The organism is Streptomyces sp. NBC_01498, from assembly GCF_036327775.1.
Lineage (GTDB): Bacteria > Actinomycetota > Actinomycetes > Streptomycetales > Streptomycetaceae > Streptomyces.
The window spans coordinates 4716158-4735449 of sequence record NZ_CP109598.1 but is presented as its reverse complement, the minus strand read 5'-3'; the positions used below and the strand labels follow the sequence as shown (position 1 = coordinate 4735449).

Below are 19292 nucleotides of genomic sequence, written 5' to 3'. Positions count from 1 at the left end.
CCGGCACCGGCACCGGAGACAGGTCACGGGGTGCAGACCTTGCCGATCTCGGCGGCCGCGTCCGTGACGGGGGCGAGGTCGGGGGTGGTGTCACCGTTCTCGATGGACTCGCGGACGGTGCCGACACCGGTGCTGAGGTCGCCGACCGCCTTGCTGAGGTCGGCGTTGTCCGTGGTGTCCCGGAGGTTGTCCAGCTCGGTGTCGATGGTGTCCAGGGCCTCTTCGGCCTGGGTCACGTCGTTCGAGGCGGCGGAGATCGCCTGCTGGAGGTTGTTGACGCTGGTGGCTATGGCGTCGGCGGTTTTCACACAGTCGACGGCCTTGTCGAGGGCGCCGCAGCCGGCCACCCCGGTGAAGGTGAGCAGGACGGCGGCGATGGTCACCGCGGTTCGTCGGCGCGAGGCCATGGGTGGGTTCCCTCCCGTTGGTGCGGTGGGGCGTACGCGGGCTTCCCCCGTACGCCCCTGTCGGTCGCGACTGTAACGACGCCGCACACGGGCTTCTTGGTTGCCCCTTTACCTGGCGAGGGTCTCTTCCAGGACAGCGGTCTGGACGGCGGCGAGGTCCGCGCAGCCCGCCGTGGCCAGGTCGAGGAGCGCGCCGAGTTCCGCGCGGTCGAAGGGCTCGGCCTCGGCGGTGCCCTGGACCTCGACGAAGCGGCCGTCGCCGGTGCAGACGACGTTCATGTCGGTGTCGGCGCGCACGTCCTCCTCGTAACAGAGGTCGAGCAGCGGCGTGCCGTCGACGATGCCGACGCTGATCGCGGAGACGGTCCCGGTCAGGGGCTTGCGGTTGGCCCGGACGATCTTCTTGGTCCTGGCCCATTCGACGGCGTCGGCGAGGGCGACGTACGCGCCGGTGATCGCGGCGGTGCGGGTGCCGCCGTCGGCCTGGAGGACGTCGCAGTCGAGCACGATCGTGTTCTCGCCGAGGGCCTTGTAGTCGATGACGGCGCGCAGCGAGCGCCCGATGAGCCGGGAGATCTCGTGCGTACGTCCGCCGATCTTGCCGCGTACGGCCTCCCGGTCGCCGCGGGTGTTGGTGGCGCGGGGCAGCATCGAGTACTCGGCCGTGACCCAGCCTTCGCCGCTGCCCTTGCGCCAGCGCGGGACGCCCTCGGTGACGGAGGCGGTGCAGAAGACCTTGGTGTCGCCGAAGGAGACCAGGACGGATCCTTCGGCGTGCTTGCTCCATCCGCGTTCGATGGTGACGGGGCGGAGCTGTTCGGGGGTGCGGCCGTCGATTCGAGACATGGGGGTGAGCCTAACGGGACATGGGTGAGGGGCCCGTTCCGGTTCTCCGCCGGGGGTACGGCGGTTGTCCGGATCGGGCCCCTCGGTGCGGGGTGGCCGCGCGGGCTCTCGGCGGCTCAGCCCTGGTCGTCCGTCATGTCATCGCATGTCTTCGATGTCGGCGGCGATCGGGTCGGCGTCCGTACCGATGACGACCTGGACGGCGGTGCCCATCTTGACGACGCCGTGCGCCCCTGCGGCCTTCAGCGCGACCTCGTCGACCTTGTCCGGGTTCACGACCTCCGTACGGAGGCGGGTGATGCAGCCCTCGACTTCTTCGATGTTCTCGATGCCGCCGAGACCGGCGACGATCTTCTCAGCCTTGCTGGCCATGACTGTGACTCCCTGCTGTCCGAGGGGCGGCGTCCCGGCGCCATCGTGTTCCGATTTTTACGTTAACTCACTGTTTTCCCAAGTTCACCGTTTGTCCAGCTTCACGGTTGGCCCATCCTCGCGGGCGGGCGACCGGCCGGTGCCGAAGGATGACGGTCACCAGGGGTACGCCGCCGACGGGCCGACGGGAGGTCGCCGATGAGTGCGACGGGGGCCGACGCGCCGGCCACTCCCCCGGCTCCCGGGCGCCGCTGGTGGAACGGTCTCTTCCAGGGGTTCCAGAAGGTCGGGCGCAGTCTCCAGCTGCCGGTGGCCGTGCTGCCCGCGGCGGGTCTGCTGGTCAGCCTGGGCAATCTCTTCACGGCGTATCTGCACGGCCCGTTCTGGGACAAGACCGCCAAGGTCCTTCTCCAGGGCGGCAACGCGATCCTGGACGGGAGCTTCGGGCTGCCGCTGCTGTTCTGCATCGGGGTCGCGATCGGTTTCGCCAAGAAGGCGGACGGGTCGACGGCGCTGGCGGCGGTCGCGGGGTTCCTCGTCTACCACAACGTGCTCGTCGCGTTCCCGGCCGACGGCACGGTCACGGACGAACTGCCGGAGGGAAATCCGCAGAATCCGGGGGTGCTCGGCGGCATCCTGATCGGGCTGCTCACGGCGGTGGTCTGGCAGCGGTTCCACCGTACGAGGCTGGTGGACTGGCTCGGCTTCTTCAACGGCCGCCGGCTCGTGCCGATCCAGATGGCGTTCCTGGGGGTGATCCTCGGGGTGCTGTTCGGGCTGCTGTGGCAGCCGGTGGGCGACGGGCTGACGACGTTCGCCAAGCACCTGATCTCGCTGGGCGCCTGGGGTGCGGGCATCTTCGGGGTGGCGAACCGGCTGCTGATCCCGATCGGTATGCACCAGTTCCTGAACACGTTCTTCTGGTTCCAGGCGGGTGAGTTCACGACGGCGGACGGGACGGTCGTCCAGGGTGATCTGACGCGGTTCTTCGCCCAGGACCCGACGGCGGGTCAGTTCATGTCGGGCTTCTTCCCGATCATGATGTTCGGTCTGCCGGCCGCCGCGCTGGCGATGGCCCACTGCGCGCGGCCGGAGCGGCGGAAGCAGGTGGCGGGGCTGATGCTCTCGGTCGCCCTGACCTCGTTCGTGACGGGGGTCACGGAGCCGCTGGAGTTCTCGTTCATGTTCGCCGCGCCGCTGTTGTACGGGGTGCACGCGCTGCTCACGGGTGCCTCGATGGCGATCACCTGGGCGCTGGGGGTGCACGCGGGCTTCAGCTTCTCGGCCGGGCTGATCGACTACGTCGTCAACTGGCATCTGGACACGAAGCCCTGGCTGATCATCCCGATCGGGTTGTGCTTCGCGGTGGTGTACTACGTGGTCTTCCGGTTCGCGATCACGCGGTTCGACATTCCGACGCCGGGGCGGGAGCCGGTGGCGGTGGAGGACGACGTGGAGCGGGAGAACACGAAAGGGTGACCGGCCTCACGGGGGTGCCGGTGTCACGGCGGTGCCCCCGGCCCGGTCCGGCCGGGGGCACGAGGAGTGCGGGTGCGGGGTGTACGGGGTGTGCGGGGTCCGCGGCGTGCGGAGGATCTCGTACGCCACGCCACGCCACGGTCACCTCACGTCCCGGTCCCGTACGCCGGCGCGCTCGGGGACTCGTACGCCGTCGCGTTCAGATCTCGTACACCGCGCCGGGCACGGCCAGTTCGGCCGGTCCGCCGTACACGGCCCGCGCGTCGCGCAGGTTCCGCTCGGCGTCCGTCCACGGCGGGATGTGGGTGAGGACCAGCCGGCGCGCGCCCGCGCGGGCGGCGTGCTCGCCGGCCTCGCGGCCGTTGAGGTGGAGGCCGGGGATGTCCTCCTTGCCGTGGGTGAAGGCGGCTTCGCAGAGGAACAGGTCCGTGTCCTCGGCCAGCTCGACCAGGGCCTCACTGACTCCGGTGTCGCCGGAGTAGGTGAGCGACCGGCCGTTGTGCTCCAGGCGGATGCCGAAGGTGTCGACGGGGTGGGCCAGCTTCTCCGTACGGACCGTGAAGGGCCCGATCTCGAACCAGCCCGGCTTGAGCGTGTGGAAGTCGAAGACCTCGCTCATGGACTTCTCGGTCGGGGTGTCGGCGTGCGCGGTGGTGAGGCGCTGTTCCGTGCCGTCCGGGCCGTGGACGGGAATGGTGTCGCAGCGTCCGCCGTCGTGGCGGTAGTAGCGGACGACGAAGTAGCCGCACATGTCGATGCAGTGGTCGGCGTGCAGATGGCTGAGGAAGATGGCGTCGAGGTCGTAGAGACCACAGTGACGCTGCAACTCGCCGAGGGCGCCGTTACCCATGTCGAGGAGCAGCCGGAAGCCGTCGGCCTCTACGAGGTAACTGGAGCAGGCCGATCCCACGGAGGGGAACGAGCCCGAGCAGCCGACGACGGTGAGCTTCATGGAGCGTGAACCTCCGTGGCGGGAAGGGGGGCGACGGGGGTCGTTCGGTCTGTCGAGCCTAAGGCGCCGAGTGGCCGGTCGCTCCTCCGCACCGGCCCGTTGTGGGGGAACTCACCTGCTGTGTCACCGGTTCGGGCGGTCCTCGCCGGCGGGGTCCCGGCCGGGGTCCCCGCCCCGCGCGGGCGGGGTGCGGCGTACGGTCCGGTGCATGGACACAACCTGGTGGGTGGCGTTGATCGTGGTGGTGGTGCTGGCGGCGGTCGCCACGCTCGTGGACGGGCGGGGCCGCAGTCCGCGCCCGCCGCGCGGGCGCTCGCGCGGTCCGGGCCGGACCGGCCGGACGGGCCGTACGGATCGCACCGACCGCAGGCCGCCGCGCGGCCCCGCCGGGAAGAAGACGCGCGGGAAGGCCGGCGAGAAGGCAGGCGGGCGGGGGCCTCGGGCGGGCGAGATCTGGTGGGCGATGGTGCCGTACGAGGACGGGACCGGCGCGAAGGACCGGCCGTGCCTGGTGCTGTCGGTACGGGGGCGTACGGCGCTGGTCGCCAAGATCACCAGCAAGTTCCACGAGGGGCGGCCTGGGGTGATCCCGCTGCCGCCGGAGGCGGTGGGGGACACCGAGGGGCGGCGGAGTTTCCTGGAGACGGACGAGCTGCGCCGGGTGAACACCCGTGAGTTCCGGCGCCGGGTGGGCACGCTGGAGGACGGGCTGTGGCGCCAGGTTCGGCATCTGGCGCGTTAGGTTCTGTCGCTCGGATCGGGCCGGACCGGTGAGCGCCCGCCGCGTCGGCGGCCGATGTCACGTGGGTGCCGTGGATCGCACGGCGGAGGAGGGAGGCTTGGCGGAGGCCGTGCCTCCCTCCGGTGCTGTCAACGGCGGTGAGGCGTGGTGCCGGGGCACGCGAGCCCGGCACGATCCGAACGACCGGCCCCGGGTCCAGCCCGGCGGATCTTCACGGGCACGTAGCTCCCCGGGCCGGGCCCGGGTCCCGCCCGGGAGCTTCGCGGATCGGCCGCCGCCCCGTCGGCGGGCGGCGGAGTCAGCGGCCGGGCACACGCGAGCACGCCCCGGGCCTGATCCGGCGGGGGGCCGACGCCGAGTGCCCGGCGGATCAAGGAGGTTGGGGATCGCGCGGTGGCCAGGTACGGCGGTCCCCGCGCGGGGAGCGCCGTACCGGCGGACGCTCAGGCCCAGAGCTGGCCCTGGAGGGTGGCGACGGCCTCTTCGTCCGTGGCCGCCGTGTAGACACCGGTGGAGAGGTACTTCCAGCCGCCGTCGGCGACGACGAAGACGATGTCGGCGCTCTCGCCCGCCTTGACGGCCTTCTTGCCGAGCCCGAGGGCCGCGTGCAGCGCGGCGCCCGTGGAGACGCCCGCGAAGATGCCCTCCCGCTGGAGGAGGCTGCGGGTGGCGACGACGGCGTCGGCGGAGCCGACGGAGAAGCGGCCGGTGAGGACGGACTCGTCGTACAGCTCGGGGACGAAGCCCTCGTCCAGGTTGCGCAGGCCGTAGACCAGGTCGTCGTAGCGCGGCTCGGCCGCGACGATCCGGACGTCGGGCTTGTGCTCGCGCAGGTAGCGGCCGACGCCCATGAGGGTGCCGGTGGTGCCGAGACCGGCCACGAAGTGGGTGACGGACGGCAGGTCGGCGAGGATCTCCGGTCCGGTGGTGGCGTAGTGGGCGCCCGCGTTGTCCGGGTTGCCGTACTGGTAGAGCATCACCCAGTCCGGGTTCTCCGCGGCGAGTTCCTTGGCCACGCGCACGGCGGTGTTGGAGCCGCCCGCCGCCGGGGACGGGATGATCTCGGCGCCCCACATGGCGAGCAGTTCACGGCGCTCCCGGGAGGTGTTCTCCGGCATCACGCAGATGATCCGGTAGCCCTTGAGCTTGGCGGCCATGGCGAGCGAGATGCCGGTGTTGCCGCTGGTGGGCTCCAGGATGGTGCAGCCGGGGGTGAGCCGGCCGTCCTTCTCGGCCTGCTCGACCATGCGCAGCGCCGGGCGGTCCTTGACGGAGCCCGTGGGGTTGCGGTCCTCCAGCTTGGCCCAGAGCCGGACCTCGTCCGACGGGGACAGCCGGGGCAGCCGTACGAGGGGGGTGTCGCCGACGACCGCGAGCGGGGAGTCGTACCGCATCAGAGCGCGGGCATGTCGGGCATCGCGGCGCCGGGGGCGCCGCCCGCGACGGCCGGGAGGATGGTGACGCTGTCGCCGTCGGCGAGTTTGGTGGAGATGCCGTCCAGGAAGCGGACGTCCTCGTCGTTGAGGTAGACGTTCACGAAGCGGCGCAGCTGCTCGCCGTTGGCGCCGTCGACGATGCGCTCACGGATGCCGGTGTGGCGGGTTTCGAGGTCGGTGAGCAGTGCCGCGAGGGTGTCGCCGTTGCCTTCGACGGCCTTGGCGCCGTCGGTGTAGGTGCGGAGGATGGTCGGGATGCGGACCTCGATGGCCATGGCGTGGGCTCCTGTCGGAAAAAAGGCGTGACGGGCGCGCGGCTCTGCCCCCGCGCGGGGGTGGTGCTCGGGACGGGCGTCGTACCGCGGCTCAGGCGGGGGCGCCGGCCGTACACATGGCGCTCGCGAGTCGGCACAGATCGACGTGCAGCCGCGCCACCAGCAGATCGCCGGGCGTCTTGTCGCTCACGTCAGGGGAAACCATGGGGTCATCGTATCGATTCCCGGTCCACGTTCCGGTATGGCATCTCGTACCTCGGACGTTCCGGGTCCGTCAGATGGACGGACCGGGGGCCCGCGCAGTTCGGCGCCCGTGCGGGCCCGCCGGCTCAGACGACCCGGACGTCCTCCTCGGTGACCTCGCCGTCCACGATGCGGTAGGAGCGGAACTGGAAGGGGCCCGCGCCGTCGGTGTCGGCGGTGGAGACCAGGACGTAGTGGGCGCCGGGCTCGTTGGCGTAGGTGATGTCCGTACGGGAGGGGTACGCCTCGGTCGCCGTGTGCGAGTGGTAGACGACCACCGGTTCCTCGTCCCGGTCGTCCAGCTCCCGGTAGAGCTTGAGCAGGTCCGCCGAGTCGAACTCGTAGAAGGTGGGCGAGCGCGCCGCGTTGAGCATGGGGACGAAGCGCTCGGGCCGGTCGCTGCCCTCGGGGCCCGCGATCACACCGCACGCCTCGTCGGGGTGGTCGGCCCGCGCGTGGGCGACGATCTGGTCGTACAGCGCCTGGGTGATGGTGAGCATGGGGTGAAGGATAAACAGGTGGCCTCCGCGGCTGAGACGCGGAGACCACCTGGTGAGACAGTGCGTGAGACGTGCGACGGGTGAGGCGAGTTGGGCCCCCGCAGGAACAGGGACGCCGGGGTCCGTCAGTCCGACGCCTTCGCGTACTCCGGCTCGTACGGGCCCTCCGGGTCGCCCGGCCCGCCCGCCGCGAGTTCCGCGCTGCGGCGCCTGAGCAGCGCCCAGCCGCCGGCCAGGAACAGCGCCCAGACCGCGCCGACGTACAGCGAGATCCTGGAGTCGGAGTCGTACGCGATCAGACAGGTCACGAAGGAGAGGAAGGCCAGCGCCACCCAGCTCAGGGCCGCGCCGCCCGGCGCCGGGAACGGGGACGCCGGAAGGCGCCCGGCGACCACGGCGGAGCGGTACTTGATGTGGCTGATCAGGATCATCATCCAGGTCCAGATGCCGGCGGCGGTGGCGACGGAGGTGACGTACAGGAACGCCTTCTCCGGGACGAGGTAGTTGAGGACGACGCCGATGCCCATCAGCGCGACGGACGCGGTGATGCCGGTGGCCGGGGAACGGCGGGAGTTGAGCCGGCCCAGCGCGCCCGGGGCCTCCTTGTTGGCGGCGAGGTCGCGCAGCATGCGGCCGGTGGAGTACATGCCGGAGTTGCAGGACGACAGGGCGGCGGTAAGCACCACGAAGTTGACGATCCCGGCGCCGAGCGGGATGCCGATCCTGGCGAAGGCGTGCACGAACGGGCTCTCGCCCTCGCTGAACTCGGTCCACTTCACGACGGCGAGGATCACGGTGAGCGCGCCGACGTAGAAGACGATGATGCGCCAGGGCAGCGTGTTGATGGCCTTGGGGAGGGTCTTCTCCGGGTTCTCGGACTCGCCCGCCGTGACACCGACGAGTTCGACGGCGAGGTAGGCGAACATCACGCCCTGGAGGGTCATCAGACTGGAGCCGATGCCGTTGGGGAAGATGCCGCCGTGCTGCCAGAGATTGCTCGTGGCGGCGGTCGCGCCCGCGTCGGAGAAGCCGAGGGTCAGCACGCCGAGGCCGATGACGATGATGCCGATGATGGCGGTGACCTTGACCATCGAGAACCAGAACTCGACCTCGCCGAAGATCTTGACGGAGATCAGGTTGACGCCGAAGAGGACCACGAGGAAGACCAGGGCGCTCACCCACTGCGGGATCGCGGGGAACCAGAAGTGGATGTAGATCGCCGCCGCCGTCAGCTCGGCCATGCCGGTCACGATCCACATGAGCCAGTACGTCCAGCCCGTCACGTACCCGAAGAACGGGCCGAGGAACTCGCGGGCGTACTCCGCGAACGAGCCGGAGACCGGCCGGTAGAGCAGCAGTTCGCCCAGTGCCCGCATGATGAAGAAGACGACGACGCCGGCCAGCGCGTACATGAGGATGATGCTCGGCCCGGCCTTGGCGATGTTCGCGCCGGCGCCCATGAAGAGACCGACGCCGATGGCGCCGCCGATCGCGATCATCTGGACCTGGCGGCTGCCGAGCCCGCGTTCGTAGCCCTCTTCCGAGGTGCCGGTGGAGGGACCGCGCGAGGGGCCGTGCGAGGGGTTGTCGACCTGTGGGGAGGTCATGGTGAGGTGCCCTTTCTCCGTGCCTGTGCCGGTGGTCGTGAAGATTTACCACGGGCCGGGCGGCGATCCCGGCAGGACGCTGTGGCGCGCTCCACAGGAAGAAAGGGAGGAACCTCCCCCGCGATCGCAATGCGCGCGGGGGCGGTGACGGGATCGTAATCAGGAGTTGAGGGCCCGTTGAGGGAACGGAGCCGGTCCGTGCGTCCCTCAGGGCATCATCGTCTCGACCAGCGTCTCCTGGAGCGCCCCGAGCCACAGATAGGCCATCACCATCGGCTTGCGCGGATCGGAGTCCGGCAGCCGGTACAGGCCCTCGCCCTCGTCCTCGTCGGTGATGTCCAGCCGGCTGGCGATCGTCAGCCGCAGGTCGTTGAGCACACCGAGCCAGTGCCGGCAGTCGTCCGGCGTCAGCTTCAGTACGGCTCCGCCCTCGCCCGCGGCGGACAGCGCGTCGAGACCGCGTACGACCGCGAGACCGTCCTCGCGCTTGCGGGTGCGCAGGTCGTTCTCGGTGAAGCGCCTGAACTCCGAGGCGTACTCGCGCAGTTGTTCGTCGGTCTCGTCGCCGAACCCGTACGCGTCCGGGAACAGCCGGGCCAGCGCGGGGTCGGACGGCGGCTCGCTGGGCCCCTCCGCGAAGAGCGCGGCCAGCGGGTCCTCGCCCTGGGCCGGTTCGTCGCCGGGGCCGATCAACTCCAGGAGCTGGACGGCGAGGGAGCGCAGGATGGAGATCTCGACCTCGTCGAGCGCGACGGCGGCGCCCCCGCCGGGGATCGCCTCGAACTGCCCGGCCATCAGTCGCGGTCCTGGGTGAGCGTGGCCCACAGGCCGTATCCGTGCATGGCCTGCACGTCGCGTTCCATCTCCTCGCGGCTGCCGCTGGAGACGACGGCGCGGCCCTTGTGGTGGACGTCGAGCATCAGCGAGTTTGCCTTGTCCTTGGAATAGCCGAAGTACGTCCGGAAGACGTACGTCACGTAACTCATCAGGTTGACCGGGTCGTTGTGGACGATCGTCAGCCACGGCACGTCCGGTTCCGGGACGATGAACGTCTCCTGGGCCGACTCGGGGCGTTCGATCTCTGTCGGGGCAACACTCACTGTGGGGGACGACCTTCTTCTCCGCCGGGGGTCCCGGGGCCGCGCCCCCGGGATGCAGGGCCTCACAGCCCCATGCTGCCACCCGGAGGGGTCCCCCGCACAAACGGCGGTACGCGCACCCGGCAGCACCGGAACGCGCCTCCGCGCGGACGACGGTATGAGCCTCCGTTAGAAATCGTCACTCTGACGAAATCCGCTGTAGCATCGTCGGCATGAACTCCGCGGACCTTGAGAAGGGCCTGGCGAGGGACGAGGGCGGCCGGCGGGTCGGCGTTCCCTCCACCGCGCTCTTCACCGACCAGTACGAGTTGACGATGCTCCGGGCGGCGCTCCGGGCGGGGACGGCCGAGCGCCGTTCCGTCTTCGAGGTCTTCACCCGGCGGCTGCCCGAGGGGCGGCGCTACGGAGTGGTCGCGGGCACCGGCCGGGTGCTGGACGCCGTCGAGAACTTCCGCTTCGACCCGGACCTCGTCGCGTTCCTGCGCGAGCGCGGCATCGTCGACGGACCGACCCTCGACTGGCTCGCCGACTACCGCTTCCGCGGCGACATCTGGGGCTACGCCGAGGGCGAGGTGTACTTCCCCGGCTCGCCGATCCTGCGCGTCGAGGGTTCCTTCGCCGAGTGCGTGCTGCTGGAGACGGTGATCCTGTCGATCCTCAACCACGACTCGGCGATCGCCGCCGCCGCGTCCCGGATGTCGGCCGCGGCGGGCGGACGGCAGCTGATCGAGATGGGCGCCCGCCGCACCCACGAACTGGCCGCCGTCGCCGCCTCGCGCGCCGCGTACGTGGGCGGCTTCGACACCACCTCCGACCTGGCGGCCGGGTTCCGCTACGACATCCCGACGGTGGGCACCAGCGCCCACGCCTTCACCCTGCTGCACGACAGCGAACGCGACGCGTTCCGGGCCCAGGTGGACTCGCTCGGCGGCGGTACGACGCTGCTCGTGGACACCTACGACGTGGCCGAGGCCGTCCGTACCGCCGTGGAGATCGCGGGACCGGGCCTCGGCGCGGTGCGAATCGACTCCGGCGACCTGCTGCTGGTCGCGCACCGGGTGCGGCAGCAACTGGACGAGCTGGGCGCGGTCGACACCCGGATCGTGGTCACCTCCGACCTGGACGAGTACGCGATCGCCTCGCTGGCCGCCGCGCCCGTGGACGCGTACGGGGTCGGCACCCAGCTGGTCACCGGCAGCGGCCACCCCACCTGCTCGATGGTGTACAAACTCGTCGCCCGTGCCCACTCGGCGGATCCGGGGGCGCCGCTGCACCCGGTGGCGAAGAAATCGCTGGGCGGCAAGACGTCGATCGGCGGGCGCAAGTGGGCGGCGCGGCGGGTGGACGCCGAAGGGTTCGCGGAGGCGGAGGTCCTCGGCACCGGCCCGGTCCCCGACGACCTGCTGGACCGGCAGCTGCTGGTGGAGCTGGTCAAGGGCGGCGAGGTGGTGGCGCGTGAGCCGCTGGAGGCCGTCCGGGAGCGGCACGTGGCGGCGCGGGCGGGGCTGCCGATGTCGGCGATCCAGCTGTCGCGCGGCGAGCCCGTCATCCCGACGGTCTACCTGTGACGGGCCCGGCCCCCGCGGCGGGCATGACCGGGCCGCGAGCGGGAACGCCGGGCTCCGAGGGGCCCTCCCGAGGCCGACACCTTAGGCTCGGTGGCCCGCACCCGTACCCCATCGAAGGACACCCGCCATGCACCGCGCGTTGATAGTCGTGGACGTCCAGAACGACTTCTGTGAGGGCGGCAGCCTCGCGGTTCCGGGCGGCGCCGAGGTGGCCGCCGCCGTCACCGATCTCATCGGGCAGTCGACGGCCGGCTACCGCCATGTGGTCGCGACGCGTGACCACCACATCGATCCGGGTGACCACTTCTCGGCCCGGCCCGACTTCGAGCACTCCTGGCCGGTGCACTGTGTGGCGGGCACGGAGGGGGTGGGCTTCCACCCCAACTTCGCGCCCGCCGTCGCCTCGGGGTCGATCGAGGCGGTCTTCGACAAGGGCGCCTACGCGGCGGCGTACAGCGGCTTCGAGGGCGCCGACGAGAACGGTGTGACCCTGGCGCGGTGGCTGAGGGACCGCGACGTGTCGGAGGTCGACGTCGTCGGCATCGCCACCGACCACTGCGTACGGGCGACCGCCCTGGACGCCGCGCGCGAGGGCTTCACCACCCGGGTGCTGCTGGACCTGACGGCGGGCGTGGCCGACAGGACGACGGAACGTGCCCTGACGGAGCTGCGCACGGCGGGCGTGACCCTGACGGGCACACCGGTGGTCCGTGAGACCACGACCGGCGCGTAGCGCCTGCGACCGGCGAGGCCGCGGGCTCCCCGGGCCGGTCCGGGGAGCGCCCTGCGGCAGCGGGCCGACGTGCCCGCCAGGCGCGTCCGCCTCCGGGCCATCACGCGCCCGGCTCGGCGGCCCCTAGGCGGAGGCCCACGTCCGTCGGGACGGACCGCCTCCGGGCCATCACGCGCCCGGCTCGGCGGCCCCTAGGCGGAGGCCCACGTCCGTCGGAACGGACCGCCTCCGGCGTGCGGTCCGGGGATCGGGGCGGAGCTACGAGCGCCACGCGGCGGCAGGCACGGGGCTGACGAGGCGTGCCGGTCGGCCGGCCCGCCTCCGGCGTGCGACGCGCCGGTTCAGCCGCCCTACGCGGAGGCCCACGTCCGTCGGGACGGACCGCCTCCGGCGTGCGGTCCGGGGATCGGGGCGGAGCTACGAGCGCCACGCGGCGGCAGGCACAGAGCCGACGCCCGTGCCCGCCGGGCCGCCCGCCTCCGGCCCATGAAACGCCCGGCTCGGCGCCCCTACGCGGCGCTCACGTCCGTCACGCCGCCAGGCGACGGGCAGGGGCCTGACGGGCAGGCCGGTGGTCCGCGTAGCGCCTGCGACCGGCGAGGCCGCGGGCTCCCCGGGCCGGTCCGGGGAGCGCCCTGCGGCAGCGGGCCGACGGGCCCGCCAGGCGCGCCCGCCTCCGGGCCATCACGCGCCCGGCTCGGCGGCCCCTAGGCGGAGGCCCACGTCCGTCGGAACGGACCGCCTCCGGCGTGCGGTCCGGGGATCGGGGCGGAGCTACGAGCGCCACGCGGCGGCAGGCACAGAGCCGACGCCCGTGCCCGCCGGGCCGCCCGCCTCCGGCCCATGAAACGCCCGGCTCGGCGCCCCTACGCGGCGCTGACGTCCGTCACGCCGCCAGGGCGGCGCTCGGGTGGGGAGGGTGTCGGGAAGGGGCCCGGGGCTGGTCGTGGGGGCGGCTGTGGGGGGGTGCGCTCGCCTGGGCGGGTGTGGTGGGCGTCCGGTGGGCCGTAGCGCCGGGCGGGGCGCAGCAGGGACCGTATCGGCTGCCAGAGCTCCTGCGCGCGCTCCGGGGTGCCCCGCCAGAGCAGGCCGTCCGGATGGTGGAGCACCGCCGTGATCTCGTCCGGGGTGGGCGGTTCCGCGTTGCCCCGGAGGTAGACGGCGCGCAGTCCGAGGTTCCGCAGCCTGGTCAGGGCGCGGGCCCGGTTTCTCGCGTGCACCAGGATCCGGACCGTACGGCCTTCGGCCACCGGGCTGGGCACGGTCAGTGCCACCACCACGGTCCCGGTCGGGAGCCTGCTGAAACCTCCGCCTGCCATGTGTGTCCTCATCCCCCGTGAGACGTCGCGTCAATAAGAGTCAGTAGGACGCACCTAAACACGATCGGCCGCCACCCCGCTAGTGGGCGACGGCCGATCATGGTTTGACCTGCAACGATGACCGTTACTTGGTCGAGCGGTCCACCTTCACCGTCATCGTGGAGCCATTGAGCGGCTCGTTCACGATGGAGATCTTGGTGTTGGTGTCAGGAACGTCGACACCGGCGGTCGGGTTCTCCTCGTACCAGTAGGTGCCCTTGCGGTCGTCGAAGACCGGCTTGCCCAGCTGGGGGAGGATCCACTTGGCCTTGCCGGCCTTGTGCAGCTGGAAGAGATCCGTCGGGTACAGGCTGAACGTGGAGTCGAACGCCTGGATGCGGTTGCGCATGAGCGTGCCGTCGGCCCACTTCATGGGCTTGGCGTGCGCGTCCACCGGAAGGACCAGACCCTTGCCCGGGTGGACACTGGTGTTGTTGTCCTTCTGGGAGGTGTCCCAGAGCCAGACCATCAGGCCGTTCTGGTACGGGTAGTGCTCGACCCAGTCGGCCTTCGGCGCGGCGAAGCCGAAGTTGTACGGCCCCGTCTTCAGGGTCGTGTCGAAGCTGACGTACTGCCGGTTCTCCGCGAGGTAGAACTGGTCGTAGTCCTGGGTGAAGGACTCACCGATGCGGGAGAAGCCACCTGTGGTCCAGGCCGCGTCCGCCGTCTCGGCGTTGTCGGTGAAGAGCGGGGTCCCGTCGGCGACGACGCTGATCGCGTCGGCCGTGAAGCCCTTGCCCGCCACGCCGCCGTCCGTCTGGTAACGGAAGCGGATGTCGACCTTCTTGCCCGCGTACGCGTCCAGCGCGTAGACGAGCTTCTTGTTCGTGCCCGAGACACCGGTCAGCGCCGGCTTGTCGCCCGCGTCACGGGTGATGGCCTTGCCGTCGGCGGTGCCTTCGGCCGGGACCCAGTTGCTGCCGTCCTCCGACACCTCGGCGTACAGGTAGTCGTAGTCGGCCTCGATGTCCCACCAGCCGGTCAGTTCCAGCGTGGCGCCGGACTTCCCGGTGAGGTCGACCGAGCGGGTGAGGGTGTTCTTGAGGTCGTCACCCATGTCGCTCCACCACTGCGTGGCGCCCTCGGCGGGCTTCGCGATGGTGGTGGTGACCTGCTTCTTGGGCAGCTCGACGACGAGGGCCTGCGGGTTCTTCGTGTTGTACTCGGAGACGCCCAGCTTGTGGGTCGACGCCGTCGCGGCCTTGGCCTCGTCGTAGTCGAGCCAGCCCAGCTGGAGCTTGTCCCAGGCGGTCATGTCGCCCGGCAGGTCACCGATGGAGCCCTGTCCCCGGCCGAGCCAGGAACCGGAGGACATCAGCGTCCAGAAGCCGGTCGAGTTCTCGCCGCCCGCGGTGTCGTACAGGTCGGGCAGGCCGAGGTCGTGGCCGTACTCGTGCGCGAAGACGCCGAGTCCGCCGTTCTCCGGCTGCATCGTGTAGTCGCCGACCCAGATGCCGGTGTTGCCGATCTGCGTGCCACCGGACTTGTTGTCCGCCGGGCCGGTACGGCCGGCGTCCGTGCCGTAGGCGTACCAGCGGTGCGCCCACAGGGCGTTCTCACCCTCGGCGCCGCCGCCGGCCGACTCGTCCTCGCCCGCGTGGACGATCTGGAAGTGGTCGATGTAGCCGTCGGACTCGTTGAATTCGCCGTCGCCGTCGAAGTCGTAGCGGTCCCACTGGTCGTACGTCGCCAGGTCGGCCTTGATCTGGGCGTCGGTACGGCCCTTGGCCTTCTGGTCCTCGGCCCACGCGGTGGTGCCGTCGCGGACCGCGTCCCAGACGTTGGCGCAGTTGGAGTCGCCGCAGTAGTTCGAGCCGTAACGGGCCTCGTTGTACTTGACCTTGACCCAGTCGGAGACCGCGCCGTCGACCGAGTAACGGCCGGACGAGGTCTTCTCGTAGTAGGTCTTCAGCGACTCCTTCGGCTGGGCCGCGGAGCCCTTGCCCTCACCGAAGTAGAGGTCCTGGAAGTGCTTCTGGTTGTAGTCGGCCTGCCAGGCGGTGGAGTTGTCCACCTTCCGGTCGGGCTGGGCTATCTCGTTGTGCTGCGGGCCGGGCTCGCCGCCGAACTTCTTGATCGGCGCCTCGGGACCGTCCGCACCGTCCGGGTCGAACATGGTCGTGTTGTCGACCTCGTCGCCGAACTCCACCAGGATCGTGAAGATCTTGTCGGTCTTCTCCCGGCCCAGCTCGACGTACTTCTTGTCGTCGAGCTTGACGACCTGGGAGCCGCCGCGCTTGGTGATCTTCTTGTCGCCCTTGAGAACCTGCTCCAGGGCGGCCTTGCGCTGCTGCTTGCGCTGCTTGCTGAACGGGCCTTCCAGATCGTGCTGGTGCTGGCCCTTCTGCGGCGCCGGGTCGCGGCGCTCGATGCTCGCCGGACCCGATGTGGGGTTGCCCTCGGCCTGCGCCGGGGCGAGCGTCGCAGCCGTCGCGGCGGCCGTGGCAAGGGCCACGAGCACCGCGGACGTTCTGAACGCCCCTCGATTGATGGTCACTTGATGTTTCCTCTCCCCGCACCCGGGGTTCGCGGACCGTTGTGTGGGGGTCCGCGCGCGGGGTGCGCGTCACAAGTGACGACATTCGACCGGAGTTGACGGAGAAAAGACAGCCCTTGACTTGAACAAGCCAAGTGCACTATGCACGAGTCCGGTTCCGGTATCCGGACGTTCCGCAATCGGACACCAGGCGCACCGGTCTGTCATACAGAGGGGTGTGTGACTCCGTGCGCCCCCCATGCACCGGCCTCGGGGGTGAGGTCATGCTTAGTGTCGATTCGCGCCGGGCATGGAGCGTCGTAGGGTCGTGTCATCGAGCGACTCCGCGCAGCCACGCGAGAGACCCAACACCCCCCGACATCAATCCCGATCGCCCCGAGGGACGGATACAGCCATGCCGCGTCCGACTGCCGCACAGCTCGCGTACGGTTCCGCCACCGTCGTCCTCTCCACACTCGCGATGCTGCTGCTCTCCGGCATCACGTCGGTCGTCGGCGTCTCGGTTGTCGGGTTCGTAGGTCTCTGTCTCGGTGTTCTGGTCTCGGTGAAGGCGGTTCCGGGGCGTCCGGCGGGTGCGGCTCGAGCCGCCGACTCCCCCGCGTCCGCGAGGAATACGGCCGGATCGCCGTCCGCCGCGGACACCCGGGTCCCGGCGTCACTGCGGCGCTGACACGACGACGGTGCGCGCGGCCTTGTCGTGCAGGCCCTGCCGGTAGGGCCGGTCGAGCAGGAGCAGCAGCAGGATCAGCAGCGGCCACAGACAGGCGCAGCACACCAGGGCGGGGACCCACAGCACGACGGCCCGCAGGAACGAGGCGCGTGAGTCGGGCACCCGTCCGTCGTTGAGCATCGCCACGCGAATCTTGAAGAGCTTTTTACCGATGGTCCGGCCCCCGCGCTGGGTCATCACCGTGTCGTAGCCGACGTACGCGATGAGCGCGATGATCCGGAAGACCCACTGGCCGCCGCCGTTCATGCCGTTGACGGTGTCGTTCCAGCTGTTCGACTCGTTCGACCAGTGGGTGTAGACGTTGAACGGGATGCTGATCAGCGCGAGCGGGACGGCGACGATGATCCAGTCCACGATGCGCGCGAGGATGCGTTTGCCCACGGACGCGAGGGGCGGCATGCCCCGGAGCGGATCGTTTCGGCCGTACGGGTCGCCGGGGGGCGGGGGCGGGGAGCCGCCGTAGGGGTCACCCGGCGGGGGCGGGTCGGCTCCGCCGTACGGGCTGCCCGGCGGAGGTGGCTGGGAGCCGCCGTACGGCTCGCCGGAGCCCGGTGCCGGACCGCCGCCCGGGGGCGGGCCACCGGGCGGCGGCGGCCCGTCGGGCGGCGGCTGCTTGCGCAGCGGGTCGTCGTCGGGCGGCTGACCGGGCGTCGGCTGATCGTTGCTCATGGGGGCAGTGCACCGCGCCGTACCGATGCCCGCAACGGATCACCCGCCGTTCGGACGAGCCCCCGGGCGGGACCGCGCCCCCGCCCGGGTGACCGGGTGTCAGCCCGCGACGAACGTGCGGGCCGCCTTGTCGTGCCAGCACTGCCGCCACGGCCGGTCGAAGACGCACCACAGCACGTTCAGCACACCGACGACGAGCACGCCGAGCAGGCCGTACACGAGCCAGCGGCGCAGCGCGGCGCCGAAGGTGGGCGTCTCGAACGACTCGATGTCCCGCACCTGGAGTCCGCACAGCTTCTTGCCGAGCGTGCGGCCCCAGGCGGCGGTCGGGAGTGCTTCGTACAGCGCGCCGATGAGCAGCAGCGCGGCGAGGACCCCGCCGAACAGGCCGGCCGTGGTGCCGTCGATCAGCCAGACGGTGACGGTCTCACCGGTCTGCTTCGCCGCCTCGACCTTGTCGTCGATGTGCGCGAGTGCCCTGGACACCAGGGGTACGGAGGCGGCGCCGACCATCGCGAGGAGGACGACGGTGTCGATCAGCCGGGCGGCGAACCGTTTGCCGAGTCCGGCGGGGCGGGCCGACGCCTGGGCCTGGGCGGCCCGCAGGAAGGGGTCGTCGGCCGGGGGCCGCCAGGGCACGACCGGCTGTCCGGCGGCACCGCCGGACGCGCCGTGCTGCGACGGGGTGAGCGGGTGCGCCTGCTGGGCCCAGGACGGGGCGCCGCCGCCGGGGCCGGGTGCGAGCGGGCCGGCGGCGGGCGGGCCGGCGGCGGGCGGGCCGGCGGCGGGCGGGCCGGCGGGCGGCTGCATCGAGCGGGCCTGCGGCGCGTCGGGTGTCACCGGCGGCGGCGCGGGCGTCTGGGCGGGCGGCGGGACGGGCGCGCGCCCGGCGGCGGCGCGGCGCAGGGCGCGCAGGGCCATGGTGCCGTCGGTCTGTCCGGTGCGGCCGGTGGCCTGTTCGCCCCGGGCGCCGCCCGCCGGGCGGATGGTGACGGTGCCGTCGGTGGGGATGCCGCCCTCGCCGGTCCGGTCCGGGCCGCCGCGTCCGGGGCGCGGGACGCGGATGGCGACCGTGCCCTCGCGGGGAGGTGAGTCGTCGTCATCGGGGTCCGACCCGGCGGCCGGGCCCGCGGACCGTACGCCGGGGAGCGCGCCGCCGGTGGGATCGGCCGCGGGTTCCGCCGTCCGGCCGGGGAGCCGCGAGTCGTACCGGGGGTCCCGGGCGGCCTCGTCCGGGTCCGGTGCGGCCGGGGTGTTCCGGCCGCTCTCGCCCCAGGAGACGCGCGCGTCACGGTCGCCGCCGAAGCCGGTCTGCCGCCGGGTGTCGGCCTGCCAGACGGAGGCGGGTTCCTGACGGGGTGTCCCGGCGGGGTCGTCCTCGTCGAAGAACATCGGCCCCGTCTCCTCGACGGAGGGGGCCGGGGTCCGCCGGGCGGCGGGCACGGCGGGCGCCGCCGGGCCGCCGTGGGGCTCCTCGGGGAGGTCCTCACCGGCCCCCGGCGCGGGGCGGCTGGTGCCGGGCACCCAGGAGCCGCCGTTCCAGTAGCGGACGTATCCGGGGATGGACGGGTCCGGGTAGAAGCCGGGGGAAGGGCTGCCGTCTCCGGTCGCCGAGGTCGGGGCGCTCATCACCGTGGTCCCGTATCTCTTCGATGGGCTCAATGCAAGGGTCCACATCTATCAGACCACCGCATGGCCCTGGGCCCATCCGGCCGTTTGGACCCCCATCCGGTCACGAACGAGTCACGGTACGTCGCGGGGGCACCTTCCTTCCCGAA

General features: G+C 71.5%; 19 protein-coding genes and 1 pseudogene. 5 read left to right on the top strand and 15 right to left on the bottom strand.

Features of this window, described 5'->3' with window-relative positions; translation table 11 throughout:
- Window positions 1-23 precede the first annotated feature (23 nt).
- From OG875_RS20265 to OG875_RS20255, 3 genes are all read right to left on the bottom strand, one after another.
- Entirely contained in the window at window positions 24-407 is a 384-nt protein-coding gene (locus OG875_RS20265) for a hypothetical protein (protein WP_330175628.1), read from the bottom strand.
- Window positions 408-515: 108 nt separating this feature from the next.
- On the bottom strand, window positions 516-1253 hold the full coding sequence (rph, locus tag OG875_RS20260; protein ID WP_330175627.1) for a ribonuclease PH: 738 nt from the start codon (window positions 1251-1253) through the stop codon (window positions 516-518).
- A gap of 138 nt (window positions 1254-1391) precedes the next feature.
- Window positions 1392-1625 carry a PTS glucose/sucrose transporter subunit IIB gene (locus OG875_RS20255; RefSeq protein ID WP_330175626.1) on the bottom strand — a complete coding sequence of 78 codons (234 nt, stop codon included), beginning with the start codon at window positions 1623-1625 and terminating at the stop codon, window positions 1392-1394.
- A 198-nt stretch (window positions 1626-1823) separates the two neighbouring features.
- Between OG875_RS20255 and OG875_RS20250 the strand changes: the two genes are divergently transcribed.
- The gene (locus OG875_RS20250) at window positions 1824-3104 is read left to right on the top strand and encodes a PTS transporter subunit EIIC (protein ID WP_330175625.1); all 1281 of its coding nucleotides are present in this window, start codon (window positions 1824-1826) and stop codon (window positions 3102-3104) included.
- 199 nt (window positions 3105-3303) lie between these two features.
- Here OG875_RS20250 and OG875_RS20245 read toward each other — a convergent pair whose 3' ends face one another.
- Window positions 3304-4056 carry an MBL fold metallo-hydrolase gene (locus tag OG875_RS20245; RefSeq protein ID WP_330175624.1) on the bottom strand — a complete coding sequence of 251 codons (753 nt, stop codon included), beginning with the start codon at window positions 4054-4056 and terminating at the stop codon, window positions 3304-3306.
- 208 nt (window positions 4057-4264) lie between these two features.
- On the opposite strand from OG875_RS20245, the gene OG875_RS20240 reads away from it, so the two are divergent.
- Window positions 4265-4798: a type II toxin-antitoxin system PemK/MazF family toxin gene (locus OG875_RS20240; RefSeq protein ID WP_330175623.1), complete on the top strand. Its 534-nt coding sequence runs from the start codon at window positions 4265-4267 to the stop codon at window positions 4796-4798.
- Between the two features lie 443 nt (window positions 4799-5241).
- Here the strand turns inward: OG875_RS20240 and OG875_RS20235 are convergent, their stop codons facing one another.
- The 7 genes from OG875_RS20235 to clpS form a co-directional block, all read right to left on the bottom strand.
- Window positions 5242-6192 carry a PLP-dependent cysteine synthase family protein gene (locus OG875_RS20235; RefSeq protein ID WP_330175622.1) on the bottom strand — a complete coding sequence of 317 codons (951 nt, stop codon included), beginning with the start codon at window positions 6190-6192 and terminating at the stop codon, window positions 5242-5244.
- Entirely contained in the window at window positions 6192-6509 is a 318-nt protein-coding gene (locus OG875_RS20230; RefSeq protein ID WP_330175621.1) for a MoaD/ThiS family protein, read from the bottom strand. The genes OG875_RS20235 and OG875_RS20230 overlap by 1 nt, the downstream gene beginning before the upstream one ends.
- A gap of 91 nt (window positions 6510-6600) precedes the next feature.
- Complete coding sequence (locus tag OG875_RS20225) at window positions 6601-6714, bottom strand: putative leader peptide (RefSeq protein ID WP_330175620.1); 114 nt, start codon at window positions 6712-6714, stop codon at window positions 6601-6603.
- Between the two features lie 124 nt (window positions 6715-6838).
- Window positions 6839-7252, bottom strand: a complete 414-nt coding sequence (locus tag OG875_RS20220) for a M67 family metallopeptidase (RefSeq protein ID WP_330175619.1) — start codon at window positions 7250-7252, stop codon at window positions 6839-6841.
- A 125-nt stretch (window positions 7253-7377) separates the two neighbouring features.
- Window positions 7378-8859 (bottom strand): amino acid permease, encoded by a 1482-nt coding sequence (locus OG875_RS20215; protein ID WP_330175618.1) that lies wholly within the window; start codon window positions 8857-8859, stop codon window positions 7378-7380.
- A 207-nt stretch (window positions 8860-9066) separates the two neighbouring features.
- The gene (locus OG875_RS20210) at window positions 9067-9654 is read right to left on the bottom strand and encodes a DUF2017 domain-containing protein (RefSeq protein ID WP_330175617.1); all 588 of its coding nucleotides are present in this window, start codon (window positions 9652-9654) and stop codon (window positions 9067-9069) included.
- Window positions 9654-9959 (bottom strand): ATP-dependent Clp protease adapter ClpS, encoded by a 306-nt coding sequence (gene clpS, locus OG875_RS20205; RefSeq protein ID WP_330175616.1) that lies wholly within the window; start codon window positions 9957-9959, stop codon window positions 9654-9656. Before clpS ends, OG875_RS20210 begins: the two co-directional genes overlap by 1 nt.
- A 212-nt stretch (window positions 9960-10171) precedes the next feature.
- On the opposite strand from clpS, the gene OG875_RS20200 reads away from it, so the two are divergent.
- Window positions 10172-11527, top strand: a complete 1356-nt coding sequence (locus OG875_RS20200) for a nicotinate phosphoribosyltransferase (protein WP_330175615.1) — start codon at window positions 10172-10174, stop codon at window positions 11525-11527.
- Between the two features lie 127 nt (window positions 11528-11654).
- Window positions 11655-12260, top strand: coding sequence for an isochorismatase family protein (locus tag OG875_RS20195; RefSeq protein WP_330175614.1), 606 nt, complete (start codon window positions 11655-11657; stop codon window positions 12258-12260).
- Between the two features lie 1022 nt (window positions 12261-13282).
- Here OG875_RS20195 and OG875_RS20190 read toward each other — a convergent pair.
- Together OG875_RS20190 and OG875_RS20185 are read right to left on the bottom strand one after the other, a co-directional pair.
- A pseudogene (locus tag OG875_RS20190) lies at window positions 13283-13579 on the bottom strand (hypothetical protein); the annotation flags it as partial.
- Window positions 13580-13703: 124 nt separating this feature from the next.
- Window positions 13704-16115 carry an immune inhibitor A domain-containing protein gene (locus OG875_RS20185; protein ID WP_330175613.1) on the bottom strand — a complete coding sequence of 804 codons (2412 nt, stop codon included), beginning with the start codon at window positions 16113-16115 and terminating at the stop codon, window positions 13704-13706.
- A gap of 394 nt (window positions 16116-16509) precedes the next feature.
- On the opposite strand from OG875_RS20185, the gene OG875_RS20180 reads away from it, so the two are divergent.
- On the top strand, window positions 16510-16785 hold the full coding sequence (locus tag OG875_RS20180) for a hypothetical protein (protein WP_330175612.1): 276 nt from the start codon (window positions 16510-16512) through the stop codon (window positions 16783-16785).
- Here the strand turns inward: OG875_RS20180 and OG875_RS20175 are convergent.
- Both OG875_RS20175 and OG875_RS20170 read right to left on the bottom strand, forming a co-directional pair.
- Window positions 16771-17514: an RDD family protein gene (locus OG875_RS20175; protein ID WP_330175611.1), complete on the bottom strand. Its 744-nt coding sequence runs from the start codon at window positions 17512-17514 to the stop codon at window positions 16771-16773. The two genes, OG875_RS20180 and OG875_RS20175, sit on opposite strands and share 15 nt — an antisense overlap.
- Window positions 17515-17613: 99 nt before the next feature.
- Entirely contained in the window at window positions 17614-19143 is a 1530-nt protein-coding gene (locus OG875_RS20170; protein ID WP_330175610.1) for an RDD family protein, read from the bottom strand.
- Window positions 19144-19292: the final 149 nt, after the last annotated feature.

Excerpts from the sequence above, each read along its gene's own strand:
- OG875_RS20265 (WP_330175628.1), bottom strand. The coding sequence starts at position 407 with ATGGCCTCGCGCCGACGAACCGCGGTGACCATCGCCGCCGTCCTGCTC.
- rph (WP_330175627.1), bottom strand. The coding sequence starts at position 1,253 with ATGTCTCGAATCGACGGCCGCACCCCCGAACAGCTCCGCCCCGTCACC.
- OG875_RS20255 (WP_330175626.1), bottom strand. The coding sequence starts at position 1,625 with ATGGCCAGCAAGGCTGAGAAGATCGTCGCCGGTCTCGGCGGCATCGAG.
- OG875_RS20250 (WP_330175625.1), top strand. The coding sequence starts at position 1,824 with ATGAGTGCGACGGGGGCCGACGCGCCGGCCACTCCCCCGGCTCCCGGG.
- OG875_RS20245 (WP_330175624.1), bottom strand. The coding sequence starts at position 4,056 with ATGAAGCTCACCGTCGTCGGCTGCTCGGGCTCGTTCCCCTCCGTGGGA.
- OG875_RS20240 (WP_330175623.1), top strand. The coding sequence starts at position 4,265 with ATGGACACAACCTGGTGGGTGGCGTTGATCGTGGTGGTGGTGCTGGCG.
- OG875_RS20235 (WP_330175622.1), bottom strand. The coding sequence starts at position 6,192 with ATGCGGTACGACTCCCCGCTCGCGGTCGTCGGCGACACCCCCCTCGTA.
- OG875_RS20230 (WP_330175621.1), bottom strand. The coding sequence starts at position 6,509 with ATGGCCATCGAGGTCCGCATCCCGACCATCCTCCGCACCTACACCGAC.
- OG875_RS20225 (WP_330175620.1), bottom strand. The coding sequence starts at position 6,714 with ATGGTTTCCCCTGACGTGAGCGACAAGACGCCCGGCGATCTGCTGGTG.
- OG875_RS20220 (WP_330175619.1), bottom strand. The coding sequence starts at position 7,252 with ATGCTCACCATCACCCAGGCGCTGTACGACCAGATCGTCGCCCACGCG.
- OG875_RS20215 (WP_330175618.1), bottom strand. The coding sequence starts at position 8,859 with ATGACCTCCCCACAGGTCGACAACCCCTCGCACGGCCCCTCGCGCGGT.
- OG875_RS20210 (WP_330175617.1), bottom strand. The coding sequence starts at position 9,654 with ATGGCCGGGCAGTTCGAGGCGATCCCCGGCGGGGGCGCCGCCGTCGCG.
- OG875_RS20200 (WP_330175615.1), top strand. The coding sequence starts at position 10,172 with ATGAACTCCGCGGACCTTGAGAAGGGCCTGGCGAGGGACGAGGGCGGC.
- OG875_RS20195 (WP_330175614.1), top strand. The coding sequence starts at position 11,655 with ATGCACCGCGCGTTGATAGTCGTGGACGTCCAGAACGACTTCTGTGAG.
- OG875_RS20180 (WP_330175612.1), top strand. The coding sequence starts at position 16,510 with ATGCCGCGTCCGACTGCCGCACAGCTCGCGTACGGTTCCGCCACCGTC.
- OG875_RS20175 (WP_330175611.1), bottom strand. The coding sequence starts at position 17,514 with ATGAGCAACGATCAGCCGACGCCCGGTCAGCCGCCCGACGACGACCCG.
- OG875_RS20170 (WP_330175610.1), bottom strand. The coding sequence starts at position 19,143 with ATGAGCGCCCCGACCTCGGCGACCGGAGACGGCAGCCCTTCCCCCGGC.